Below are 17787 nucleotides of genomic sequence, written 5' to 3' on the forward strand. Positions count from 1 at the left end.
TCTCCCTCAGCTCAGCGCCTTGGCCAGTGCCTGCGCGTTATCGGTCTGCCACTGCACGAAATCGGTGCCTGCGGGCAGGGTCTCGGTGACCTCGACCACGGCGACACCGGAGCGCTTGGCCAGCGCCGCCAGATCCTTGGTGATCTTGTCCTCGGTCTGGGTGTTGTAGACCATGGCGCGAACCTGCTTGCCGGAGAGCATGTCCCGCACGGCGGCCACATCGGCGGGCGTCGGATCGGTGCCCTGCTCGATGGCCTCCTGGAAACTGCGCGGCGTGCGATCCTCGGCATTCGCCGCGCGCAGCAGGTAGTGCGCGATCGGTTCGGTCTGGAGCACGGGCGATTTCGGATGGTCGGCGGCGATCCTGTCCGAGGCGGCGGTGATCGCGCCCAGTCGGTCGCGGAAGGCGGCGGCGCGATCGGTGTAGTTCTTGGCGTGTTCGGCGTCGATCTCGCCGAGCGCGGCGGCGATGCGGTCGGCGACCTTCCCGACGATCGTCGGGTCGTACCAGACGTGCTCGTTCTTGTCGGACTGGTCGGTGCGCGAGTCGAAGGCGGCCACCGACTTCTTGTCGCGCCCCGCGATGGCCTTGGTGGCGAATTCGTCGTAACCGCCGCCGTTGTAGACGACCAGTCCGGCATCGCTGAACTTGGCCGAGTCGGCGGCGGTGGTCTCATAGGAGTGTGGATCGGCGCTCGGGTCGGCGATGATGGCCTGCACCGCGGCGTCGGCTCCGGCGACGGCGGCCGCGACACTGCCCCAGACATTGGTCGAGGCGACCACGGTGGGTTTGCCGGAATCCTTTGTGCCACCGCCACATGCGGTGAGCGTGGCCGCTGCGGCCACTCCCGCGACGATGCCGACAATGCGAAGGGCAGATCGTGACTTCACGCGGGAACTCCTGGGGTGACACGGGCACAGCGGGTCGGACGGGCAGCACGGCTACGGACTGCCGAATGAGTACGGGTTCGCATCACCGACCCATATCAGCCAGTAATGGAAATCGTTTCCACTATAACCTAGCATCCGTCCAAGTCGCATCCGCACCCCGGATACGAATCAGGCCCGCGAACTGTGGTCCGCGGGCCTCTACCAGGGGTGATTCAGACCAGCGCCTCGACGGGCTGGCTCAGGAGCTGGGCGCAGCGCAGCAGGCCCAGGTGGCTGTACGCCTGCGGGTGATTACCCAGCGAACGCTCGGCGATCGGATCGTATTCCTCGCTGAGCAGACCGGTCGGACCCGCCGCGTCGACGAGTTGCGCGAACAGCGCCTCGGCGTCCGAGCGCCTGCCGATCAGCAGGTACGCCTCGACCAGCCAGGCCGCGCACAGATGGAACCCGCCCTCGCCGCCGGGCAGGCCGTCGTCGTGGTGATAGCGGTAGACGGTCGCGCCGCTGCGCAACTCGGCCTCGGTGGCGACCACGGTCGCGGCGAAGCGCGGATCGGACGGGTCGATCAGACCGCTGAGTCCGATATGCAGCGTCGCGGCGTCGAGATCGGTGCCGTCATAGGCGGCGGTGTAGGACCTGACCTCATCGTTCCAGCCATGTTCCTTGACCTCGGCGGCGATGGTCTCGCGCAGGATCTCCCACGCGGGATCGATCGGCCGGTCGAAACGGTGCGCGAGGGTGAGCGCGCGATCGACGGTGAGCCAGCCCATGACCTTGGAATAGACGTGATGGCGCGGATTGCCGCGAATCTCCCAGATACCGTGATCGGGTTCCTGCCAGCGCCGCTGCACCGCGGACACCATGGCCGAGACCAATTCCCAGTCCGGATCGGGCAGCGCCTTGCCCGCATCGGTGATGCCCTTGAGTTCGCGCGCGTGCGACAGGCTGGCGATGAGATCCACGATCGGACCGAAGACGTCCAGCTGGACCTGCATATTCGCGGCGTTGCCGACGCGAACCGGGCGCGAGCCCGCGTAGCCGGGCAGTTGGTCGATCGATGCCTCGGGCGGCAGCGTCTCGCCGTAGATGGTGTAGAGCGGATGCAACCGCTCCGGTCCCTGCAGCGTCTCCAACACCCGGTGCACCCAGCCGAGGAAGTTCTCCGCCTCCTCCAGCGAACCCAGCGAGACCAGCGCCTGCGCGGTCAGCGAGGCATCGCGCAGCCAGCAGTAGCGGTAATCCCAATTGCGCACGCCGCCGATGTCTTCCGGCAGCGAGGTGGTGGCCGCCGCCAGGATCGAACCGGACGGCGCGTGCACCAGCCCGCGCAGCGTGAGCGCCGAACGCTTCATCAGATCCGGCTTCAGCGGCGGCAGATCCAGGCCCGCCGACCACTGGCCCCAGTAGCTCTCGGCCAGTTTGCGCCGCTCCGGCTCGCTGGTCATGGCCGGGGCGAGATCGGCCGTGCCGCAGCGCATCTCCAGGACGATCGGACCATTCGACGGATCGATCACCGCGCGCGCGGTGTGATGCATCCCGTCGTCGATGATCTCCCACTCCACACCGGGGGAGCGCAGCACCATCGGGTCGTTGGTGCCCTGCACCCGCAGGCCGGTGGGACCCGCCTTGATGGTCACCGGCACCTGCCCGAACTCGGGACGCGGTGCGAAGGTGACCACCGCCTTGGCGTCACCGGTGATGACCCTGGTGAGGTCGGTGCGGTCGCCGGTCACGTCGTGCGGCAGGTAGTCGACGACCTGCAGACTGGCCCAACGGGTTTCGACCGTCATGGTGCCATCGACATAGCGCTGCGAGAGTGGCAGTCCCGACCGCTCGGGGGCGATCGTGAAATGTCCGGCCTGCGGGCCACCGAGCAGATGGGCGAAGACCGCGGCCGAATCCGGTTCCGGATGGCAGAACCAGGTGACGGTGGCGTCGGGGGTGAGCAGCGCATTGGACCGAGGGCTGGCCAGCATGGTCAGCCGCTCGATTCGGGGGGCGCTGGCACCGGCCAACCAGGTGCGCCGCTCCTCGAGCAGGAAGGCCAGGGCGCGCGCCACCTCCTCGGTGCTGGACACGCGGTAGCCGGCCAGGGTGTCGCCCTCGCCGACCTTGATGCCGACATCCGGTCCGGACAGGACGCGGAAGGCCTTCTCGTCGGTGACGTCGTCGCCGAAGAACACCGCGGCCGAGGCGCCCGCCTCGTGCCGGACGGTATCGAGCGCCGCGCCCTTGTCGGTGGGCACGACCGCGAGTTCGATCACGGCCTTGCCCTCGGTGACCTGCACGCCCACCCAACTGGCCGGACCCTGTCTGGCCTGGGTGAGCGCGCGGCGGCCGATCTCGGGACCGGCATTGCGCACATGCAGGGCGATGCTCGCGGGCTTGGTCTCCACGCTGACGCCGGGATTCTCGGCGGCGATCCTGGTCAGCGCGGCGGTGACCTCTTGCAGCAGATGTTTGGCGTCATTGTCGATGGCGTGCACGAAGCCGACGTCGAATTCCGAACCGTGGCTTCCGATGAGTTGCACCTCGACCGGCAGTCGAGACAGTGCCGCGAGATCGCGCAGCGCGCGCCCCGAGATGACGGCGGCCGTGGTCGCGGTGAGGCCGGCGAGCGCGCGTAGCGCGTTCACCGATTCCCGGTGGGGATAGGCCTTGGTCGGGTCGGAGACGATGGGCGCGATCGTCCCGTCGTAGTCCGATGCGACCAAGAGCCGTGGCACGCGCGCGACCGTCGACAATGCACGGCGAAGTTCCAGTGGCAGATCCTGTGCGCTCACGCGTCCAACCTAGTGATCGGAGGAGGATTTTCAGGGGCGGGAGAAACAATACTGTGTTGAATTTGCCGCACCGTGCCGCGCCGGTATGCGTGCGCACGATTGCGACGCGCGGACACCGCCGCTGCGCGTGATCATCCCCGCTCGCGCCGCCGCGGACAAGTGCAGCGTGGCCCGGCTCGCACCGGGGCGGCGCCGTGGCTGGGATCTCCCGAGTATGGAATTTGCCGGATATCCGCTGGTGACGTGGCCGCCGGATAGCTGTCCGGCGGCGGACGGTTCCTAGGAGCGCTCGCCCAGCAGCAGATCCACGGTGAGTTCCAGGCGTTCGGTGACATCGGTGGCCGAGGCCCGGCGGGTAAGCCACGCAACGAGATTCGACAGCCATACATCGCTGATTACCCTGGCGATCGCCAATTGACGCTCGGTGGGTTCGCCGTCGTTCATGGCGCGGGCGAAGACGCGGTCCATCACCTTGCCGACCCGATCCACCTCGGCCGCCGCCGAGGCGTCGGCGAACATGAAGGCGCGGGTCATGGCCTCGGTGAGCAGCGGGTCGCGCTGCATCATCCGGGTGATCTGGGTGAGCAGCAAATGCATGCGCTCCTGCGGCGTCTGTCCGGCAAGCGGCTTGCGTTTGCCCTCGATCTGCTCGAACTCCCGCGAGAGCGCGGAGACCAGCAGGTGCACCTTGGACGGGAAATATCTGTACAGGGTGCCGACGGCGACATCGGCGCGTTCGGCGACGGCGCGCATCTGGACGGCGTCGTAGCCGCCCTTGGAGGCCAATGCCAGGGTCGCGTCCAGGATGCGTTTGCGACGCTCCCGCTGTGCGGCCGAACTCAGTTCGTCCTCGCTGAGGGTGGTGACCGTGGTCGGGGCCGCCCCATTCGAGTCGGCTGTCTGCGATCGGGAGGGACTGGCCATTGCTGAGAGTCCTTTCCTGAAACGTCGTTTCGTCGGCTGGCGTTGGCATTCGGTCGATAGGCAGCGCGTCTCTTGACTTCCGCCCGACGATGATATTAGAACATGTTCTAGGTGTGGGAGTCACGCCGGAAAGGCGGTATGGACTGTGACCATCGCCACCACTGACGAGCATAAAGCCGTGCAGGAGTCGATGCGCGGGTGGGCCGCCTCGGTACGCCCGATTGCAACAATGCGGGAGCGTTCCGGGGATTTCTGGCGCTTGTTCTGGCCGGGGCTTACCGAGCTGGGCATATTCCGGGTCGCGGTGGACGAGGTGGCGGGCGGTGCGGGCGGAACCGTCGGCGACCTGGCGGTATTGGTCGAACAGGCCGCGCACGACCTGGTCGGTGGACCGATCCTGACCACCGCGGTGGCCGGGTTGGTCACCGGTGGCGCGCTGGCGGAGAAGCAGCCCTGCGGGATCGGACTGGACGGAATCTTCAACGCCTGCGCCGAGTCTGACGACGCTGTCGGGGCGGTTCCCTTCTCGGGCAGCGTACCGCCCGCGGTATCCGGCATCGACTCGGCATCCAATGGTGTGTTGCTCGATGGTGTCTGGGAGTCGGTGCTCGGCGCGGACGCGGATACCGCCGTCCTGCTGCCCGCGCGGACGCCGAAGGGGTTGCGCTGGTGTCTGATCGAGCCGGGGGCCGCCGGGGTGCGGGTCGAGGCGCTTGCCCCGGTTGACCTTTCGGTGCCATTGGCGCGTGTGCACTGCACCGCCGTGTCGGTGCCCGACGCGCGGATATTCGGTTCCCCAGTCGCGGTTGGGGATCTGGTCGTCGCCTTGGCCGCGGCCGAACTCGCGGGCGTCGCGGGGTGGTGTCTGCGGACGGCAGTGGACTATGCCAAAGTGCGCGAGCAGTTCGGGCGCAAGATCGGTGGCTTCCAGGCGGTGAAGCACCTGTGCGCGTGGATGCTGTGCCGCACCGAGATGATTCGCTCCGTCGCCGCCGATGTGGCGGCGGCTGTGGATGAATCGTTGGTGCGGGCCGGTGGTCGGCCGGAAGAGGTGGACAGCCGGGAAGCTATGGCAGGTCCCGAGGCTGTGGATAACCCAGGGGCTGTGGACAACTCGACCGTATCTGTGGAGAACTCCGCTTTCACTGTGGACAACCGGTCCGAACTGCCCATCGCGGCAGCCATCGCGGCGGCCACCGCGCTGGATGCGGCTGTGGATACCGCGAAGGATTGCATTCAGGTACTCGGCGGCATCGGCTTCACCTGGGAGCACGACGCGCACCTGTATCTGCGCCGGGCGATCGCGCTGCGCCAACTGCTCGGCGGCGGGGCGCGCTGGCGGGCCAGGGTGACCGAGCTGACCCGCGCGGGCGCGCGCCGAACCACCGGGGCCGAGCGGGTGCTCGCCGCCGAAGACGTTGTGGCGGTGTCGGACTCGTGGTTGGACAAGCTGCGGGCCGAACTCGCGCAGATCGCCGCGCTGCCCGAACCGCGGCGGCGCGCCGCGCTGGTGGACGCGGGCCTGGTCATGCCGCACTGGCCGCAGCCCTACGGGCGCGGCGCGAATTCGACGGCAGGGCTGGTGATCTCGGAGGAGTTGCGGCGAGCGGGTATCGCCGCGCCGGATCTGGTCATCGGCGGTTGGGCGGTCCCCACGCTGCTGCGCCACGGCACGCCCGAGCAGATCGAGCGCTTCGCCCTGCCGACGCTGCGCGGCGAGATCATCTGGTGCCAACTGTTCAGCGAACCGGAAGCGGGTTCGGATCTGGCCGCGCTGCGCACCACCGCCAAACGGGTGGATGGCGGCTGGCTGCTCAATGGACAGAAGATCTGGACCTCGGAGGCGTCCAAAGCCGACTGGGGCATCTGCCTGGCCCGCACCGACGCCGCCGCCCCGAAGCATCGCGGCATCAGCTACTTCCTCGTCGATATGCGCTCGGCCGGATTCGATCTGCGGCCACTGGTGCAGATCACCGGGCTGGCCCGATTCAGCGAGGTCTTCCTCGACGATGTCTTCGTCCCCGATGACGGTCTGGTCGGCGCGCTCCATGACGGGTGGCGCATCGCCCGCGCCACCCTGTCGCACGAGCGGATCGCCATGAGCGGCAATGGCATCGGAGACGAGTTGCAGACGCTGATCGACTCGCTGCCCGCATCCGGTCCCGGCGCCGAATTGCGCGAGGACCGGCTGGGCGGCTTCATCGCCGAGGCGGTGGCCGGACTGCTGCTCGAACAGCGCGCCGCGGTGCGGACCCTGGCGGGCGGCGACGCGGGCGCGCAGAGCAGCGTGCGCAAACTGGTCGGTGTGCGACATCGGCAGGCGGTGGCCGAATTCGCCGCCGAGACGATGGGACCCGCAGGCGCACAGGATAATCCGGCGGTTACGGAGTTCCTGCAGACGCGCTGCCTGTCCATCGCGGGCGGGACCGAACAGATCCTGCTGACCGTGGCCGGGGAGCGCATCCTCGGACTGCCGCGCGACGACGGCTGATCGAGAACAGGGAGTACAGCGTGGATTTCACCAGGGACGACAGTCAGGACGCGGTGGCCGAGGTCGTCGTGAGCCTGCTCGAGCGGAATCCGGCGCGCGATATGGCGCTGTGGCCCGCGTTCGTCGACGCCGGACTGCCCGCGGTGGCGCTGCCCGCGCGCTTCGGCGGCGATGACATGGGGCTACCCGAGATATCGGTGCTGCTCACCGAATTGGCGACCGACGCGGTCGCCGTGCCCGCGCTGCCCACGCTGGCCTTCGGGGTGCTGCCGCTGCTGGGTGTGTTGCCGGATCGGTTGGCGGAGCGGATCTATCCGGAGGTCGCCAAGGGCGCGGTGCTCACGGCCGCTTTCCACGAGCCGGGCGCGCCCTTCGCGGCGGCGCCGAGGACGAGTGCGGTGGCGGACGGGAATTCGGTGCGGATCACCGGCCACAAGGTCGCCGTGCCCTATGGCGAACAGGCGCGCTGGCTGCTGGTTCCGACGGACCGCGGTGTCGCGCTGGTCGATTCGGAGGCCGAGGGGCTGACCAAAACCGCCTCGCCCGTCTCGGGAGCCGCGCCCGAATGCACAGTCCGGCTCGACGATGTTCTGGTCGCCGCCGATCAGGTGCTGTCCGTCGATCTCGGCGCCTGCCATCGAATCGCGCTGGCCGCCATCGGTTCGGTGGCCGACGGCCTGCTGAAGGGCGCCATCGCGCTCACCGCCGAACATCTGCGGACCAGACGGCAATTCGGTAGACCCCTGGCCGAATTCCAGGCGGTGGCCCAGCAGATCGCGGACCTCTACGTCACCTCGCGTACCCTGCACGTGGCCGCGCTCGCCGCGAATTGGGCGCTCGCGCTGGATGATCCCGATGCCGAGCGCCGGGAGCGGACCGACGACGACCTCGACATCCTGGCCTACACGGTGTCGGCCGAACTGCCGCGCGCCATGCAGAAGTGCCATCACCTGCACGGCGGACTCGGTGTCGATATCACCCATTCGATGCACCGCTACTACTCACAGGCCAAGGATCTCACCCGCTGGTTGGGTGGCGCGTCCTTCCGGCTCGACCGACTGGGGGCCAGATGTTCATCGATCTAACCGTCGAGCAGCGCGCGCTGCGCGACGAATTGCGCCGGTACTTCACCGATCTCGTCACCCACGACGAGCACGAGCAAATGGCGGTCAATCGACACGGCGACGCCTATCGGGCCGTGGTGCGGCGCATGGGTGCGGATGGGTGGCTCGGGGTCGGCTGGCCGAAGGAGTTCGGCGGTCAAGGGTTCGGGCCGGTCGAACAGCAGATCTTCTTCAATGAGGCGGTGCGGGCCGATGTTCCGCTGCCGCTGGTCACCCTGCTCACGGTCGGGCCGACGCTGCAACAGTTCGGCACCGAGGCCCAGAAGCGTCGGTTCCTACCCGGAATCCTGTCCGGGGAAATCCATTTCGCTATCGGCTACTCCGAACCCGAGGCGGGCACCGACCTCGCGGCGCTGCGCACGAACGCGGTGCGCGACGCCTCCGGCGACTGGATCGTCAACGGGCAGAAGATCTTCACCACCGGGGCGCACGAGGCCGACTACATCTGGCTGGCCTGCCGGACCGGTTCGGTGCCATCGCGGCATCGGGGCATCTCCATCCTGATCGTCGACACCGCGGATCCGGGCTACTCCTGGACGCCGATCATCACCTGCGACGGCGCGCACCACGTCAACGCCACCTACTACGACAATGTGCGGGTGCCCGCGGATCTGCTGGTGGGCGAGGTGGATCGGGGCTGGCGGCTCATCACCACCCAGCTCAATCACGAGCGGGTCAGCCTCGGACCCTCCGGCAAGATCGAACAGCTCTATGACCGGGTGCGCGAATGGGCGGCGCGGCGCGGTGTGCTGGACGCGGCCGATGTGCGACGCTCGCTGGGCCGGGTGCACGCCATGGCGCGGTTGAACGAACTGCTGAACTGGCAGGTCGCCGCGACGGTGGACGGTGAACAGTCCACGGTGATCGCCGATGCCTCGGCCACCAAGGTGTTCTCGACCGAATCGCTGCAGGAGGCGGGACGGCTGGCGGAGGAGATCGTCGGCCGCCACGGCGATCCCGCCGATCCGGAGACCGCCGAACTGCTCGTCTGGCTCGACCGGCGGACCAAGCAGAACCTGGTGGTGACCTTCGGCGGCGGCGTCAACGAGATCATGCGCGAACTGGTCGCCACCGCCGGACTGAATCTGCCTCGGGTGCCACGATGATCCGAAGGAGTCGCGCATGACGAACGCCATTACACCCGAAGAGATCTCGGCGGCGGCCTCGGCCATCATGGCCGAGGGCGACTGCGCGGCGCGGCGCGGGCGCGATCCGGTCAACCAGCCGATGATCAACAACTGGGTCGAGGCGATCGGGGATGCCAACCCGATCTATGTCGACGAGGCGGCGGCGGTGGCCGCCGGACATCCCGGCATCGTGGCCCCGCCCGCCATGGCGCAGGTGTGGACCATGTTCGGGCTCAATGGGTCCCGCCCCCAGGACGATCCGCTGGGACGAGCCAACGAACTGTTCGACGCCGCGGGCTACACCTCCGTCGTCGCGACCGACTGCAGGCAGACCTATCACCGGTATCTGCGAGTGGGGGAGCAGGTTTCGGTGGTCAGCAGGCTCGCCGACATCAAAGGACCCAAACGGACCGCGCTCGGGGAGGGGTGGTTCCTCACCTTCCGGATGACGTGGCAGGTCGGCGACGAGATCGTCGCCGAAATGCTGTTCCGGCTGCTGAAATTCGCGCCGGGCGCCGCGCAGCCCGCCGCATCCGGTGCACGGGTCAAGCCGCTTGTCTCGCAGGACACCGAATTCTTCTGGGACGGGACCCGGCTCGGGGAGTTGCGGATTCAACGCCTGCCCGATGGGACGCTGCGGCATCCGCCCGTTCCGGCGCTGTGGCTCGACAAATCCGAGACCACCGACTACCTCGTCGCGTCGGGGCGCGGCACCGTATTCAGCTACGTCGTCCACCACGCGCCGAAAGTGCCGGGGCGGCGACTGCCGTTCGTGGTCGCGCTGGTGGAATTGGAGGAGGGTGTGCGCATGCTGGGCGAACTGCGCGGCATCGAGCCGGATCGGGTCGAGATCGGATTGCCGGTTCGGGTCGCGTTCGAGAAATTGGATGCCGAGGCGACACTGCCGTATTGGACGGTGGTCGCATGATCGCCGAACCCGTCGTCGAGGTCGGTACGGTACTGCCCGAGTTGGTGATTCGCGCCGATCCCACCTTCATAGTCAGTACGGCCCTGGCCACCAGGGACTTCCAGGATGTGCACCACGACAGGGACAAGGCGGTGGCGCGGGGGTCCAAGGACATCTTCGTCAATATCCTCACCGACACCGGCCTGGTTCAGCGCTTCGTCACCGATTGGGCCGGGCCGAGCGCGATCGTGAAATCCCTGGCGCTGCGGCTCGGCGTGCCGCTCTACGCGGGCGACACCTTGACCCTCACCGGCGTGGTCACCGCCGTCGCGGGAGCCGACGTTCATATCGAGGTGATCGGACGGGATGAACTCGGCGATCACATCACGGCACAGGCCGTGCTCACCTACCGGGGTGCACATGACTGAACAGGGTCTCTCGGGTCGCGCCGCCATCGCGGGGATCGGCGCCACCGACTTCTCCAAGGACTCCGGCCGCAGCGAATTGCGTTTGGCCGCGGAGGCGGTGCGGGCCGCGCTCGACGACGCGGGGCTCACCCCCGCCGATGTCGACGGGCTGAGCACCTTCACCATGGACACCAATACCCAGGCCGCCGTGGCACGAGCCGTCGGGATCGGGCAGTTGAAGTTCTTCAGCCACATCGGATATGGCGGCGGCGCGGCCTGCGCCACCGTGCAGCAGGCCGCCATGGCGGTAGCCACCGGAGTCGCCGATGTGGTGGTCGCGTACCGGGCGTTCAACGAGCGCTCCGGATCCCGATTCGGACAGTTCTCCACCGCTTTGGCGGCCGCGCCCACTTCCTCCGGAATCGATGCGGGTTGGTCCTATCCGCAGGGCCTCGGCACGCCCGCCGCGCAGGTCGCGATGGTCGCACGCCGGTATATGCACGTATATGGCGCTACCAGTGCGGATTTCGGGCGGGTCGCGGTGGCCGATCGCAAGCACGCGGCGGTGAATCCCGCCGCCTTCTTCTACGGCAAGCCGATCACGCTGGCCGAACACCAGAATTCGCGGTGGATCGCCGAACCGCTGCATCTGCTCGACTGCTGCCAGGAATCCGATGGCGGTGTCGCCATCGTGGTCACCAGCGTGGAACGGGCTCGTGACCTGCCCCGGCCTGCCGCCGTGATCGCCGCCGCCGCACAGGGGTCCGGTGCGGACCAGTACGTGATGACGAGCTACTACCGCGATGCCATGACCGGTCTGCCGGAAATGGGTTTGGTCGGCGAACAACTGTGGGCGCAAAGCGGTTTGCGTCCTCAGGATATGCAGGCGGCAATTCTCTACGACCACTTCACGCCGTTCGTGCTGATGCAGCTCGAGGAACTCGGATTCTGCGGCCGCGGCGAAGCGCGGGACTTCATTGCCGACGGGGCGATCGAGATCGGTGGCCGCCTGCCGCTGAACACGCACGGCGGACAGCTCGGCGAGGCGTATATCCACGGGATGAACGGCATTGCCGAGGCGGTGCGCCAGATTCGCGGCAGTTCGGTGAATCAGGTCGCCGACGCACGCAATGTGCTCGTCACCGCCGGGACCGGCGTTCCTACTTCGGGATTGGTCCTCACCGCCGACTGAGTGGTCGCGATCGAGTAGGTGCGGCGCTACGGGTGCGACCGCTGCAGCGAGAGCGGCAGGCCTGCTACCCGCCAAAGCGGCTGGGCGGCGACCACGAAAGCGTCTGGACGGCACGGCCCGAAAGTAGTAACGTACCTACATGGCGGGAAGGTAGTGATATGGCGAGCACTATGACTAGTCGCGAGTTCAATCAGGATTCCGGTCGTGCGAAGTCTGCCGCGGCCGATGGGCCCGTTGTAATAACGGATAGGGGTCGTCCCGCTTATGTTCTGCTGACATATTCCGACTATGAAAAATTGGTAGGGGGCACCGTGACGATGATCGATCTGCTCGCATTGCCGGAAGGCGTCGAGGACGTCGAACTCGAACTACCGGATCGGAAGACCGATTACGGCAGGGCAATGGATTTCGACTGATGTTCCTGCTGGATACCGTCGTTGTCTCCGAGCTGAGAAGGGCGAAGACGGGTCGGGCGGACAAAAACGTCATGGCCTGGGCCAAAGGGGTTTCCGTCGCGAGCCAGTACATCTCGGTCACCACCCTGGAAGAACTCGAAATCGGTGTCCTCCGGGCCGAACTCCGAGATCCGGTGCAGGGCAAGGTGCTACGCGACTGGTTGGACGGGCAGGTGGTGCCGTCCTTCAGCGAAAGGCTGCTGCCGACCGACGTTGCCGTGGCTCGGCGCTGTGCCGCATTGCATGTCCCGAAGAATCGACCGGCCAACGACGCCAAGATCGCGGCGACCGCACTCGCGCATGGCATGTCCGTCGTGACCAGAAATGTGCGCGATTTCGAACCGATGGGGGTACGGATCATTAATCCCTGGGAGGTGTAGGGAGGGCGCGTCCCGGCCGCGAATCATGGTGTGGCTCAGGTTGATTCGCCGCCATCAGACCTGCGCATTGCAGGAGCGAAGGCGGAGGTACGCCTACTTCGCGGCTACCGGTGCCGCGAGCGGTAGCTCGCCGAGACGACTGGCGGTTCTGGCCAGGTCGGGGACGCCGCGCACGCCGTCGACGAGTTCTGTCGGCGGTAGTGTCGCGTAGATGGTCAGTTCGCGGTCGGCGTCGTAGAGCACGTCGATCAGATTGACCAGGCGCGTGGCCCAGTCGGGTGGGACAGCTGCCAGGGGCGGGATATCGCGCAGGGTCCAGCGGTGGAAACGTCGGGCCAGTTCGACGTAGTCGGCGGCGGAGGTGGGGGTGCCGCAGAGGGCGGCGAAATCCATGGCCAACTCATCGGTGCCCGCCATCATTGGTAGTGGATGTGCATCGCTGTGGATAGCTTGCGCGGCGTAGTTGTCGACGGGTGCGCGGGCCTCGAGTTGGTGGGTGCCGATGCGGATGGTGGTGTATCCGGCGGTCGGGGCCGGTTGCACGAAGTATTGCCCTGCGGTGAAGCCGCGGGCGGCCCGGATCCGGTGGGGTTCGGCGGTGCGGTAGTCGGTGGGGCCGTCGACGGTGCGGATGTCGAGGTGGGTGCGGATGGCGGCGATGGTCGGGAGGAATTTGTCGTGGAACAGCGGGTTGGGGAGTAGTTGTTCGGGCGGGTAGTTCGAGGTGACCACCAGGGTGATGCGCCGGGCGAATAGTGCGCGCAACATGCGCGCGATCAGCATGGCATCGCCGATATCGTGCACGTGGAATTCGTCGAAACAGACAACCAGGGCGGCGCCGAGGAGTTTGTCGATGGCGGTGTCGAGTGCGCCGAATTCATGGGTCGTGCGGTGCAATTCGGCAAAGAATTGGTGAAAGTGATAGCGGCGCTTGTGGTCGGAGTTGATCGAGGCGTAGAAGCGATTCAGCACCAGGGTTTTGCCGCGTCCAGGGCGGCCGTGCAGGTAGACGCCGCGTTGTCCGCGCAGCGGACGGCCGCGCCGATCCAGTAGCGCGGCCAGGTGGTCCGCGGCCGCGCGCTGGTCGGTATCGAATGTGATGTCCCCGCCGTTCATGGCGACCTCCTTGTCCTCTACAGTTGTAGAGGGTCGGCCGTGCGGCCGCCAGGGAAGGTGACGATGTCCACAGCCGACCGGCGGGCGCTGATAGTCGACGCCGCCATCGATCTGATTGCCGCGCAGGGCCTTCGGGCACTGACCCACCGCGCGCTCGATGCCGCGCTCGAACTGCCCGCCGGCTCGGCCTCCTACTATTTCCGCAGCAGGCGCGCACTGCTCGCAGGCATTGTCGAGCGGATCGCCGCCCGCTCCCGTGCCGACTTCCTGGCAGGCGGCTTCGACACCCCGGACCTGCGGGACCGCGCCGCGCTCGCACGCGCCATTGCCCGGTGGCTCGATCGCCTACTCGCCGAGCGCCGCCATCACCTCATCGTCCGGCACGCCCTGATCCTCGAACTGCGCGCCGACCCGGAACTGCGCGCCCGGTTGGCGCACGGCCTGTTCTCGGCCGAGGGCGCCCGAGACCTGTTCGCGGCACTCGATTTCGCCGATCCGGACGCGGCGGCCGCCGACTTTCTCGCCGTCCTGGAAGGCGCGGTCTTCGATCGTTTCGCGGGTGCGCGCGCCGATCTGCCCGCGGGCACCCCGCAGAACGTCGACGAACTCGCTGCCCTGCTCATTCGGTTTCTGGCCTGAACGTCGCAGCGCGGCACCGACCATGACACCTGTCATGGTCGGGTCGTGATATTCGGCAGATTCGGCGCGGGACCGGCGACCGTAGCGTTTGTGACGACCGAAAGCGGCACGTCAAGGAGTACACCAATGACTACGGTACCGACCGGGAACGAACCGAAGGCAGCGTCGTCGGTGGCCAAGCCCGTCCTCGCCAGTGTGCTCATGCCGCTGGTGCGCGATATCGGGCTGCCGCTCGGCGCGTATTTCGGCACGAAGGCGCTGGGCGGCTCGGATTTCACGGGGCTGCTGGCGGGTTCGCTGATCGCGGCGACGATCCTGGGCTATTCGGCGATCAGGGCGCGGCGCTTGGACGGTATGTCATTGCTGCTGCTGGTGGTTTTCGCGTTCGGACTCGTCTCCTCGCTGATCACCGGTGACGCTCGGATGATGATCCTGAAGGATTCGGTGGGCACCGTATCCGTCGGCCTGGCGCTGCTGGTGAGCGCGCTGGTGGGGCGGCCGCTGACGTACTACGGTGCGCGCCGGGCGATGGCGGCGCGCGGACCGGCCGCCCTCGCGGATTTCGAGCACCGCTACCAGAACAAGCCCGCGCTGCGGCGGACCATCAAGCAGTCCGGAATCCTTTGGGGGACAGGCTTGACCGCCGAGGCGGTGGCGCGGGCGGTACTGGCCTTCCAACTGCCCGTCTCCACCATGGTGTGGTTGTCGAGCGTGCTGATGGTGGGCACCATCGCCCTGCTGATGCCGGTGAGTATCGCACTCGGCCTGCGCAACAAGCGGGCGGATGCGGCAGGGGGCGCCGAGGCGGCGGCGGTCAGCTCCGCAGCGTGAGGGTGACGTCGGCGAGGACCGGAGCGTCCGCGCGGTCGACAACCGTCGCGACGATGGTCAATTCGCCTTCCCCACACCAGATCCGGGTGCGCACCGTCTCACCCGGATACAGCACGCCCGCGAAGCGCGCGCCGAATCCGGCGACCCGGCTCGCATCCCCGCCGAGCGCCGCGTCGGTGGCCGCTTTGCCCACGATCCCGTAGGTGCACAGTCCGTGCAGGATCGGATTGGGAAACCCTGCGGCGCGGGCGAATTCCGGATCGGAGTGCAGCGGGTTGCGGTCCCCGCAGAGACGATAGAGCAGTGCCTGCTGGGGGAGTGTCGGGGTCGCGACCTCGTAATCCGGTGCGCGATCGGGAAGTTCGCTCTTGCCGCTCGGCCCGCGTTCGCCGCCGAAACCGCCCTCGCCCTTGGCGAAGATGGCCGAGCGCGCGGTCCACAGTGGTTGGCCGTCGGATCCGGTGGCGGTCTGCTCCTGGACGATCACCGCCGCCGACCCCTTGTCCCAGACCTCGACGATACGACCGGTCGTGACGGCGTTGCCCGCGGCGGGAATCGGGCGGTGCACCCGCACTTCCTGGCGGCCGTGCACGACTTTCGCCAGATCGATATCGACACCGGGAAAGCTGACCCGCGGCGGTTCGGTCTCGCCCAGGGTGGGGGCGACGGTGGCGAAGGTGGGCAGCACCTGCGGTTCGCGATCGTCGAGGTAGCGCAGTTCGGTCGGGTCGGTCCAGTGCGCGCCCGCGCCGATGCCGAGGTGGTAGAGCTGGATATCGGTGGGCGTCCAGGAGAATTCGCGGCCGGGCAGTTCCGCGCCGAGTGCGCGGGCGGGATCGATGGGCATCAGTTGCTCTCCTTTTCACCGACCATATCGAGCACGGCCAGGTAGCCGAAGGTCAGGGCCGGGCCGATGGTGGCACCGGGACCGGCGTAGGTGTGTCCCATGACGGGCGCACTGGTATTGCCGCACGCGTAGAGCCCCTGGATCACCGATTTGTCTTCGCGCAGTACCCGTCCCGAGGTGTCGGTGAGCAGTCCGCCCTTGGTGCCGAGGTCGCCGGGGACGATCTGAACCGCATGGAACGGCGCCTGCGTGAGCGCGCCGAGGCACGGGTTGGGCTTGTTGGTCGGGTCACCGTAGTAGCGGTCGTAGGCGCTGTCGCCGCGTCCGTAGTCGGAATCCTCTCCGGTGGAGGCGAATTCGTTGAAGCGGTCGACGGTGGCCCGCAGCCGATCGGCCGGGATGCCGATCTTGGCGGCGAGTTCGGCGACGGTGGGTGCGGAGGACACCACGCCTTTGTCCACCCAGCGTGACGGAAAGCGCTGTCCCGGTTGCAGTCCGGCGAAGATATAGCGGTTGCGGTAGCGCTGGTCGAAGATCAGCCACGCCGGGATGTTCTCGCCGGGACCTTCGCCCTGGCCGAATTCGCCGCCGTACATACGGTGCACGGCCTCGACATAGGGTGCGGACTCGTTGCCGAAGCGCTCGGCGCGGTCGTTGACGATCAGGCTGCCGGGCAGATTGCGTTCGGCCAGGCAGAACCACGGGCCACCGGTCAGCGGAACCGAAGGACCCCACCAGGCGTCGGCCATGAAATCCACGGCCGCGCCGAGCTTCTGGCCCGCGCGAATGCCGTCGCCGGTATTGCCGCCGGCGCCGGTGGTCCATTCGGTGCCAATGGGTTCGCGCTGATACTTGTGGCGCATCTCGGCATTGTGCTCGAATCCGCCGCTGGCCAGCACCACCCCGCGCCGGGCGCGCACCTCGACCTCGCTGCCCTCGTGCCGGACCAGCACGCCGACGACCACGCCGTCCTCGATGATCAGATCGGTCAGCGGCGTCTGCAACAGCAGTGGAACTCCGGCGTCCAGCAATGCCTTGCGCAGCGGCGCGACCAGCGCCTGCCCCCGGCCGACGAGCCGCTGTCCGAGTGCACGTGCCTTGACGGTCCGCGCGCCGACGCGCAATACCCGCAGGAATCCGCGTACGGTGCGGCGATGCAGGTTGAGCCACTTGTAGTCGGCCTGGGTGACCACCACATTCAGCGGCGCCTTGGCGACATCGGGCTGCATGCGGCGGGCCTCGTCGCCGAGGATCTTGGTGTTGAACGGTCGCGGTTCGACCGAGCGGCCGAGCGGACGTCCGCCGGGGGCCTCCGGGTAGTAGTCGGAATAGCCGGGGACCCATTGCATGCGCAACGGGGTGCTGCGCAGCAGGAAGTCGAATGCCTCGGGACCCCGGTCGATGTAGGTGTCGATCCTGGCCTTCTGGACCTTGTCGCCGATGATGCTGTGCAGATAGGTGCGTGCGGCCTCGAGGTCGCCCTCGTCGACCCGGCCCAGGGCCGCGTTGGTCGGAATCCACACCCCGCCGCCCGAGCGCGCGGTGGAGCCGCCGTAGTACTCGGTTTTCTCGACGATCACCGCGCTCAGGCCGTGGTGCGCCGCGGTGAGGGCGGCACTCATCCCCCCGGCCCCACTGCCGACGATCACCACATCGTATTCCCGATCAATCAT

Annotated in this window: 15 protein-coding genes and 1 pseudogene; 10 read left to right on the forward strand and 6 right to left on the reverse strand. The window is 67.7% G+C overall.

Annotated features, from left to right (window positions below):
* Positions 1–6: 6 nt before the first annotated feature.
* From D5S18_RS25365 to kstR, 3 genes are all read right to left on the reverse strand, one after another.
* Positions 7–891: a metal ABC transporter solute-binding protein, Zn/Mn family gene (locus D5S18_RS25365; protein WP_120043607.1), complete on the reverse strand. Its 885-nt coding sequence runs from the start codon at positions 889–891 to the stop codon at positions 7–9.
* Positions 892–1103: 212 nt separating this feature from the next.
* Complete coding sequence (otsB, locus tag D5S18_RS25370; protein ID WP_120043608.1) at positions 1104–3674, reverse strand: trehalose-phosphatase; 2571 nt, start codon at positions 3672–3674, stop codon at positions 1104–1106.
* 279 nt (positions 3675–3953) lie between these two features.
* Positions 3954–4598, reverse strand: a complete 645-nt coding sequence (kstR, locus tag D5S18_RS25380; protein ID WP_120043610.1) for a cholesterol catabolism transcriptional regulator KstR — start codon at positions 4596–4598, stop codon at positions 3954–3956.
* A 145-nt stretch (positions 4599–4743) separates the two neighbouring features.
* On the opposite strand from kstR, the gene D5S18_RS25385 reads away from it, so the two are divergent.
* The 8 genes and pseudogenes from D5S18_RS25385 to D5S18_RS25420 all read left to right on the forward strand — a co-directional run bounded on the left by D5S18_RS25385 (position 4744) and on the right by D5S18_RS25420 (position 12681).
* Positions 4744–7089, forward strand: coding sequence for an acyl-CoA dehydrogenase family protein (locus tag D5S18_RS25385; RefSeq protein WP_120043611.1), 2346 nt, complete (start codon positions 4744–4746; stop codon positions 7087–7089).
* 20 nt (positions 7090–7109) lie between these two features.
* Entirely contained in the window at positions 7110–8174 is a 1065-nt protein-coding gene (locus D5S18_RS25390; RefSeq protein ID WP_120043612.1) for an acyl-CoA dehydrogenase family protein, read from the forward strand.
* Positions 8159–9319 (forward strand): acyl-CoA dehydrogenase family protein, encoded by a 1161-nt coding sequence (locus D5S18_RS25395; RefSeq protein ID WP_120043613.1) that lies wholly within the window; start codon positions 8159–8161, stop codon positions 9317–9319. Before D5S18_RS25390 ends, D5S18_RS25395 begins: the two co-directional genes overlap by 16 nt.
* A 16-nt stretch (positions 9320–9335) precedes the next feature.
* Positions 9336–10268, forward strand: coding sequence for a bifunctional MaoC family dehydratase N-terminal/OB-fold nucleic acid binding domain-containing protein (locus tag D5S18_RS25400; protein ID WP_120043614.1), 933 nt, complete (start codon positions 9336–9338; stop codon positions 10266–10268).
* Positions 10268–10675: a MaoC family dehydratase gene (locus D5S18_RS25405; RefSeq protein ID WP_120043656.1), complete on the forward strand. Its 408-nt coding sequence runs from the start codon at positions 10268–10270 to the stop codon at positions 10673–10675. Before D5S18_RS25400 ends, D5S18_RS25405 begins: the two co-directional genes overlap by 1 nt.
* Entirely contained in the window at positions 10668–11846 is a 1179-nt protein-coding gene (locus D5S18_RS25410) for a lipid-transfer protein (protein WP_120043615.1), read from the forward strand. The genes D5S18_RS25405 and D5S18_RS25410 overlap by 8 nt, the downstream gene beginning before the upstream one ends.
* Before the next feature lie 170 nt (positions 11847–12016).
* Positions 12017–12148, forward strand: a pseudogene (locus tag D5S18_RS36645) (type II toxin-antitoxin system prevent-host-death family antitoxin); the annotation flags it as partial.
* 113 nt (positions 12149–12261) lie between these two features.
* The gene (locus D5S18_RS25420) at positions 12262–12681 is read left to right on the forward strand and encodes a type II toxin-antitoxin system VapC family toxin (protein WP_120043617.1); all 420 of its coding nucleotides are present in this window, start codon (positions 12262–12264) and stop codon (positions 12679–12681) included.
* Positions 12682–12774: 93 nt separating this feature from the next.
* Here D5S18_RS25420 and zapE read toward each other — a convergent pair whose 3' ends face one another.
* Positions 12775–13797: a cell division protein ZapE gene (gene zapE / locus D5S18_RS25425; protein ID WP_120043618.1), complete on the reverse strand. Its 1023-nt coding sequence runs from the start codon at positions 13795–13797 to the stop codon at positions 12775–12777.
* Between the two features lie 63 nt (positions 13798–13860).
* Here zapE and D5S18_RS25430 point away from each other — a divergent pair, with 63 nt between their 5' ends.
* The gene (locus tag D5S18_RS25430; RefSeq protein ID WP_120043619.1) at positions 13861–14436 is read left to right on the forward strand and encodes a TetR/AcrR family transcriptional regulator; all 576 of its coding nucleotides are present in this window, start codon (positions 13861–13863) and stop codon (positions 14434–14436) included.
* Between the two features lie 126 nt (positions 14437–14562).
* Entirely contained in the window at positions 14563–15267 is a 705-nt protein-coding gene (locus D5S18_RS25435) for a VC0807 family protein (RefSeq protein ID WP_120043620.1), read from the forward strand.
* Here D5S18_RS25435 and chsH3 read toward each other — a convergent pair.
* Positions 15251–16114, reverse strand: a complete 864-nt coding sequence (gene chsH3 / locus D5S18_RS25440) for an enoyl-CoA hydratase ChsH3 (RefSeq protein ID WP_120043621.1) — start codon at positions 16112–16114, stop codon at positions 15251–15253. The two genes, D5S18_RS25435 and chsH3, sit on opposite strands and share 17 nt — an antisense overlap.
* Entirely contained in the window at positions 16114–17787 is a 1674-nt protein-coding gene (kstD, locus tag D5S18_RS25445; RefSeq protein WP_120043657.1) for a 3-oxosteroid 1-dehydrogenase, read from the reverse strand. Before kstD ends, chsH3 begins: the two co-directional genes overlap by 1 nt.

Origin of the sequence: Nocardia panacis, from assembly GCF_003598715.1 — a bacterium.
GTDB classification, from domain to species: domain Bacteria; phylum Actinomycetota; class Actinomycetes; order Mycobacteriales; family Mycobacteriaceae; genus Nocardia; species Nocardia panacis.